The 5,742-nt window shown below is 47.1% G+C and carries 7 protein-coding genes; all 7 read left to right on the top strand.

Going from position 1 to position 5,742, the window contains the following annotated elements; translation table 11 throughout:
* Positions 1 to 471 precede the first annotated feature (471 nt).
* Positions 472 to 2,160 (top strand): HAD-IIIC family phosphatase, encoded by a 1,689-nt coding sequence (locus tag ACN0TS_RS18985; RefSeq protein WP_417260881.1) that lies wholly within the window; start codon positions 472 to 474, stop codon positions 2,158 to 2,160.
* Entirely contained in the window at positions 2,153 to 2,395 is a 243-nt protein-coding gene (locus tag ACN0TS_RS18990) for an acyl carrier protein (protein ID WP_339862175.1), read from the top strand. The genes ACN0TS_RS18985 and ACN0TS_RS18990 overlap by 8 nt, the downstream gene beginning before the upstream one ends.
* Entirely contained in the window at positions 2,385 to 2,972 is a 588-nt protein-coding gene (locus ACN0TS_RS18995) for a GNAT family N-acetyltransferase (RefSeq protein ID WP_417260882.1), read from the top strand. The genes ACN0TS_RS18990 and ACN0TS_RS18995 overlap by 11 nt, the downstream gene beginning before the upstream one ends.
* Complete coding sequence (locus ACN0TS_RS19000) at positions 2,965 to 3,390, top strand: VOC family protein (RefSeq protein WP_339862179.1); 426 nt, start codon at positions 2,965 to 2,967, stop codon at positions 3,388 to 3,390. Before ACN0TS_RS18995 ends, ACN0TS_RS19000 begins: the two co-directional genes overlap by 8 nt.
* Before the next feature lie 36 nt (positions 3,391 to 3,426).
* A complete protein-coding gene (locus ACN0TS_RS19005) occupies positions 3,427 to 4,152 on the top strand; it encodes a class I SAM-dependent methyltransferase (RefSeq protein WP_417260883.1) in 726 nt (241 codons plus the stop codon).
* A 149-nt stretch (positions 4,153 to 4,301) separates the two neighbouring features.
* Positions 4,302 to 4,715, top strand: a complete 414-nt coding sequence (locus ACN0TS_RS19010; RefSeq protein ID WP_417260884.1) for a sugar 3,4-ketoisomerase — start codon at positions 4,302 to 4,304, stop codon at positions 4,713 to 4,715.
* On the top strand, positions 4,712 to 5,742 hold a 1,031-nt coding region (locus ACN0TS_RS19015; RefSeq protein ID WP_417260885.1), incomplete at its 3' end, for a DegT/DnrJ/EryC1/StrS family aminotransferase. The genes ACN0TS_RS19010 and ACN0TS_RS19015, both read left to right, overlap by 4 nt.

A 5,742-nucleotide genomic window follows, 5' to 3' on the forward strand; every position in this document is an offset into this window, starting at 1 on the left:
CCATCCGGGCTTAACTGATTTTTCCTGACCTCAGCCTGATTGCCGGTATCGCGAATAGAATATAACAGCAATTCCGCCAGTTCCAGAAAGGCCATGGAATGCACATAGCCCTGCGGCTGGATGATGCAGATGTTGTAAAAGGTTTTATTCGCCATACCGCTCAACTATTGGTTTTCATCTGACAGGAAAGATACCGACATCACCGACAAGGTCTCTCAATTTTTTGATGTGCGAACAATCAGAAAATTGGACATCGACCACCTTACAGCAAACGAACCTGTTATTATTCCGTTTCATTTCAACCTAACGGCCCATATCTATAAAAGGTGCAGAAACTGCTATAAATTCGCGTTTGCATGATGACTTGGAAATTTACTATGATCTGACAATGATTTGAGAAATCTTGGGTTTCAGGTCTTTCCATCAGAAATATACTGAAATCCTGCAAAATTTGATCACATGAAGAAAAATATGTCACAGCCATCCTTTTCGGATCAATTGCTGCGCTTCCAAGCTCAATCTGTCTTGTTTGATCAAAAGCCAAAACAGCTTGCAGTTCGGCAACTTGAACTGCCATCAGCTAAAACAAAATCCATGAAGATCAATGTATGGCGTAACCATACATTCGAGACAACAGCCAGTCTTGCGCAAATATACGCGCACGCCTACGGTGTCGATCTGGTTTTCGAAATCGGCGACTACGATGACACATTGTCTTTCGCCAACCATTCCGCCGCCGACGTCGAACTTATTTGGCTCGACCCTCAAAGATACACAAACATTTCGGATCGCAAAATCTGGCTTGGTTGGATTGAACAAAGGCTGCAAGAGCTGCGCCGCCTGTCGGCAGCCCCCATCATCCTGATGACCTGGGCGCCACCTCCGACACAATCAGATGAAATCAAAAATATTACTTCCAATATCGCAGGTTGTCATTTCGCAGACGCCCAAGAGCTCGCCACACAATTGGACGTCAAGCTTCTGGACAAAAGAACCGAGGAGTTATCAGGCACCCCCTTAAGTTCAAATTTCCAGACTCTGGCTGCCCGAACATTATTTTGCCATTGGCTTACAGGCGCAACATTTCCACCAATCAAAACTGTTGCCATTGATCTCGATAACACGTTGCATGACGGTATCCTTGGCGAAGACGGTATCGACGGCATTAAAGTCACAGAGTCACATCAATCCCTGCACCGCACCCTGCTGTCGTTAAAAGACAAGGGGATATTTCTGGCTTTGGTTTCTCGCAATGAAGTCGAGGATGTCGAAAACTTGTTCCTGAAACATCGCGACTATGTGATCAAAAAATCCGATTTCAGCGTGCTGGAAGTATCCTGGGGTAGCAAGGCAAATGCGATCCAAAACATCGCCAACCAGCTGCGGATTGGCACTGATTCAATTCTGTTTATTGATGACAATATTGGCGAGCTCGCCGAAGTTTCAGCTATGCTTCCTGACGTTCAACTCATTGCGGCCCAAAAAGAAGCAACAATTACGAACCGGGCCCTTGAATACCATCCGGCCGTATGGCGCTGGACACTCAACAATGAGGACACCCTTCGGATAAATGACCTGAAGGCCAATGTTGCCCGTGAAAAAATCCAAAAAACAGCGCTAGATCAGTCTTCCTATTTCCAAAGCATAGGAGCATGCCTGACATTTTGGCTTAACCCAATCACAATGCAGGACAGGCTTGCCAGTCTGAGCGCCAAGACAAACCAGTTTAACCTTGCACTGCATCGCTTCAATACACCGCAAATTCATGAAAAAATTACAACGGCCCACACGGATGTCATCGGCGTGGGAATGCGCGACAATCTGTCAGACAGCGGAATAATCGCGTTAATCGTTTTAAGACGGGAAAATGATATCCTGCATATTGATGAAATATGCATAAGTTGCCGCGCAATGGGTCGAGGTTTGGAAAACGCAATCATATCCGAAGCAATCCGCATCAGTAACCTGAGACATGGCTGCACGACTCTTCGGTTCAAAATAACGCATGCACCTCGTAACCGTCCGGCATTAAAATGGCTTGAATCCTTTAGCGGGGCACAACTGCCATCTGAAACAAACGAGCGGGATGTCACGATCTCAACTCTGGATAAGTTTCCACCCGACAAAGGCATATTAATTGAAAGACATCTGAATGACTGATTCAAAAGAAATTGAACAAAAAATAATTAGTATTGTTAAAATCATCACCCAACAGGATGATGTTTCTGCAAAATCCAACCGGGAAAACACTCCGGAATGGGATTCACTGAAACATATTGACCTGATATTCGCACTAGAAGACGAATTTAACGTCGAGTTCGAAAGTGAAATCATCGCACAACTGAACTCTATCGCGAGTATCGCCTCAGAAATCGCAAAGAAAAATGCGTCATAACGAGCATATTTTAGGGCAACAATTCTCTCTCCGCCCACTTTCAGATGGAGATGCTGACTTTGTTGTTGGGTTACGCAATACGCCGGAATTATCAAAATATCTGCATCACGGCGCGACAAGCATAGATGCACAACTGAAATGGCAAAATACCTATTATAGCCGAGCTGGCGACTACTATTTTGTCATTGAAAACAATAAAACCCACAAGCCAGAAGGTTTGATTGCGCTATATGCCGTGGATGACCACGCATCAAGGGCAGAATGGGGTCGATGGCTGATTCTGCCGGGCTCTTTGGCTGCTCCCGAAAGCGCCCTTCTGATATACCGTTTTGGCTTGGAAAATCTGAATTTGCAGGAACTTTATTGCCAAACCGTTGCAGAAAACCGTGCGGTTGTATCGTTCCATGATTCCTGCGGCATTCCTCGCAGCCGCGTGCTTTCTAACCATTTTGAAATATCCGGCGAAAGTTTCGACGCAATCGAGCACACGGTAAATCACGCACTGTGGCCTCGCATCAAAGAAAGACTACAAAAAACCGTTACCTTTCTTGCCAGAAAGCAACAGCAAAATGGATGATAACATCTCAGCTAATTGGCATTTTCACCATCTGGGATACGCCGTTGCGTCTGTAAGCAACGAACTCGCATACTTCCAGCAATTGGGTTACCGACAGGAGGGGAAACAGTTTTCCGATCCGACCCAAGGCATAAAAGGATGCTTCATAACCGGTGGCGGGCCGCGTATAGAACTGCTTGAAAATCTTCAAGGCTTTGATACGCTTACACCTTGGCTGCGCAATGGCATTAAATTCTATCATACGGCATATGAAGTACCCGACATTCATCAAGCCATAGCGGAAACAGTCCGACAAAAAGCGAAAATCATCACATCACCGGTACCGGCAGTGGCATTTAACCAACGATTGATTGCCTTTGTGATGTTAAGAAACAGGCTTTTGGTGGAGTTTATACATAAACCTTCGGACAACGCCTGAATTTCAACCAACCCAAAATAATGATTGGTCGCAGTTATGACATTAAATGAAAAAAATCATTTAGAAAACATTGCTCAAAACTCGCTCTATGGGGCAGGCGCAAATGAAAAAACGGTCAAATACTCGTTTAATATCGCGCAACGTTATCTAACTGGGACAACATTGTTGGAAATGGGCCCCGCCGAAGGCATCATGACCGAATTGCTTGCTAAAACAGACAAAAAACTGACTTTGCTTGAGGGATCAGCACATTTCTGCAAAGATTTAAAATCCCGCTTTCCAAATGCTGAAGTCGTCCATGCCCTGTTTGAAGAGTTCCGCCCCGCAGACGGCATCACTTACGACAACATCATATTGGGTCACGTATTAGAGCATGTCGAAGACCCAGTAAGCATACTGCGCAATACTAAAGACTGGCTGACTCCAAATACCGGCATGCTATTCGCAGCAGTTCCCAATGCGCGCTCCCTACACCGTCAAGCCGCCGTTCTTATGGGACTACTCGGCTCTGAGCACGAACTTAACGAGATGGACCACCATCACGGTCACCGTCGCGTTTTCAATCCCGAAAACTTCCGCAAGGCATTCAATGACGCAGGAATGACCATCGATATCTTTGGCGGCTACTGGATGAAACCAGTTTCCAACAAACAGATTGAAACAACCTGGACGGATGAAATGCTTCAGGCATTCATGGTGCTAGGCGAACGGTATCCCGATATCTCCGGCGAAATTTACATCGTCGCAAGAAACAAACAATAAACCGGCCCCGTCGCCCATCCATAACAATCACCGCCGGGAAACTTTTAAAAACAAGCCTCTTCGATAATAGTTTCAAAATGAATTGGCTCTATTATCGTGGATTGGCGACCCTCAGATTAATCTGATGATAACTTCGTGGCGGTGTGCAAATGTCTTTGGCCAAATGTAAAATTATAGACCTGCCTAAAATATCAAATACGCAGGGCAACCTCACCTTCATCGAAGGCGGCAGCCATATTCCGTTTGATATTCAACGCGTCTATTATCTTTACGATGTCCCCGGCGGCGCCACACGCGGCGGTCACGCTCACAAGAACCTGCATCAGCTGATTATCGCCATGTCGGGCAGCTTTGACATCGTGCTGGATGATGGCCGCGAAAAACAGCGATATCACCTTAACCGGTCCTATCAGGGGCTTTACATCTGTCCGATGATATGGCGCGAACTGGATAACTTTTCATCCGGGTCTGTTTGCATGGTTCTGGCATCCAATTTGTTTGACGAAGATGACTATCACCGCGATTACCAAACCTTCCTGCAAGCTTGCGAGATATCGAAATGACCGTTGCGTTTCTGGACCCCGGCCAGACATACAACGACCTTCGCGACGAACTTGACGCAGCCTATCATCATGTCATGGCATCTGGCGTCTATATCCTCGGCGAAGCCGTGGCGTCATTCGAAGACAAATATGCAAAATACTGTCAGGCAGACCACTGTGTCGGGGTCGCCAGCGGACTGGATGCATTAATGCTGACCTTACGCGCAATGGACATTGGCCCGGGCGACGAGGTTATTGTTCCTTCGCATACTTTTATTGCTACATGGCTTGCCGTCTCACAGGCAGGGGCAACCCCTATTGCCGCAGAAGTTAACGCGGCAACATTTAACATCTGCCCCGAACGCATCGAAGCCGCCATCACCCCCAAAACTCGCGCCATTATCCCTGTGCATCTATATGGGCAACCTGCCGATCTTGATCCCATCATCGCGATTGCAAAACGGTACAATCTTTATGTGATCGAAGACGCCGCCCAGGCCCATGGCGCCCAGTATAAGGGCAAGCGCATTGGCTCCCACGGTGATGCCGCTACATGGAGCTTCTACCCCGGCAAGAACCTTGGCGCTTATGGAGATGGCGGGGCGATCACGACCAACAGCAAAAAGCTTGCCGAACGCTTGCGCGTCTTGCGGAACTATGGCTCCCGGGAAAAGTACATTCATGATGAACAAGGCTTCAACAGCCGCCTTGATCCCTTGCAGGCTGCTTTTCTTGAGGTAAAGCTGCGTCATCTTGACGGATGGAATCAACAACGCCGCGCCATTGCAAAATCCTATATCAATGGCTTGCAGGCCAGCGGCATCACGCTTCCATCTGTACCGGAATGGGCACAATCTTCATGGCATCTATTTGTCATTCGACATTCAAAACGCGAAGACCTTCGCAAGCATCTTGATGGCTTGGGGATTGGCAATCTTATCCATTATCCTGTGCTGCCATACCTGCAAAAGGCCTATCAAAATAGCGGCTACAAAGCGGGTGACTTTCCGCTAAGCGAAACCCTCAGCAAAGAAGTCCTTAGCCTTCC

This window comes from Celeribacter sp. (assembly GCF_048266405.1).
In the GTDB taxonomy this organism is placed as follows: Bacteria; Pseudomonadota; Alphaproteobacteria; order Rhodobacterales; family Rhodobacteraceae; genus Celeribacter.

Bases quoted from the DNA above. Each gene is read 5' to 3' on its own strand.
- ACN0TS_RS18985 (WP_417260881.1), top strand. From the start codon at position 472: ATGTCACAGCCATCCTTTTCGGATCAATTGCTGCGCTTCCAAGCTCAA.
- ACN0TS_RS18990 (WP_339862175.1), top strand. From the start codon at position 2,153: ATGACTGATTCAAAAGAAATTGAACAAAAAATAATTAGTATTGTTAAA.
- ACN0TS_RS18995 (WP_417260882.1), top strand. From the start codon at position 2,385: ATGCGTCATAACGAGCATATTTTAGGGCAACAATTCTCTCTCCGCCCA.
- ACN0TS_RS19000 (WP_339862179.1), top strand. From the start codon at position 2,965: ATGGATGATAACATCTCAGCTAATTGGCATTTTCACCATCTGGGATAC.
- ACN0TS_RS19005 (WP_417260883.1), top strand. From the start codon at position 3,427: ATGACATTAAATGAAAAAAATCATTTAGAAAACATTGCTCAAAACTCG.
- ACN0TS_RS19010 (WP_417260884.1), top strand. From the start codon at position 4,302: ATGTCTTTGGCCAAATGTAAAATTATAGACCTGCCTAAAATATCAAAT.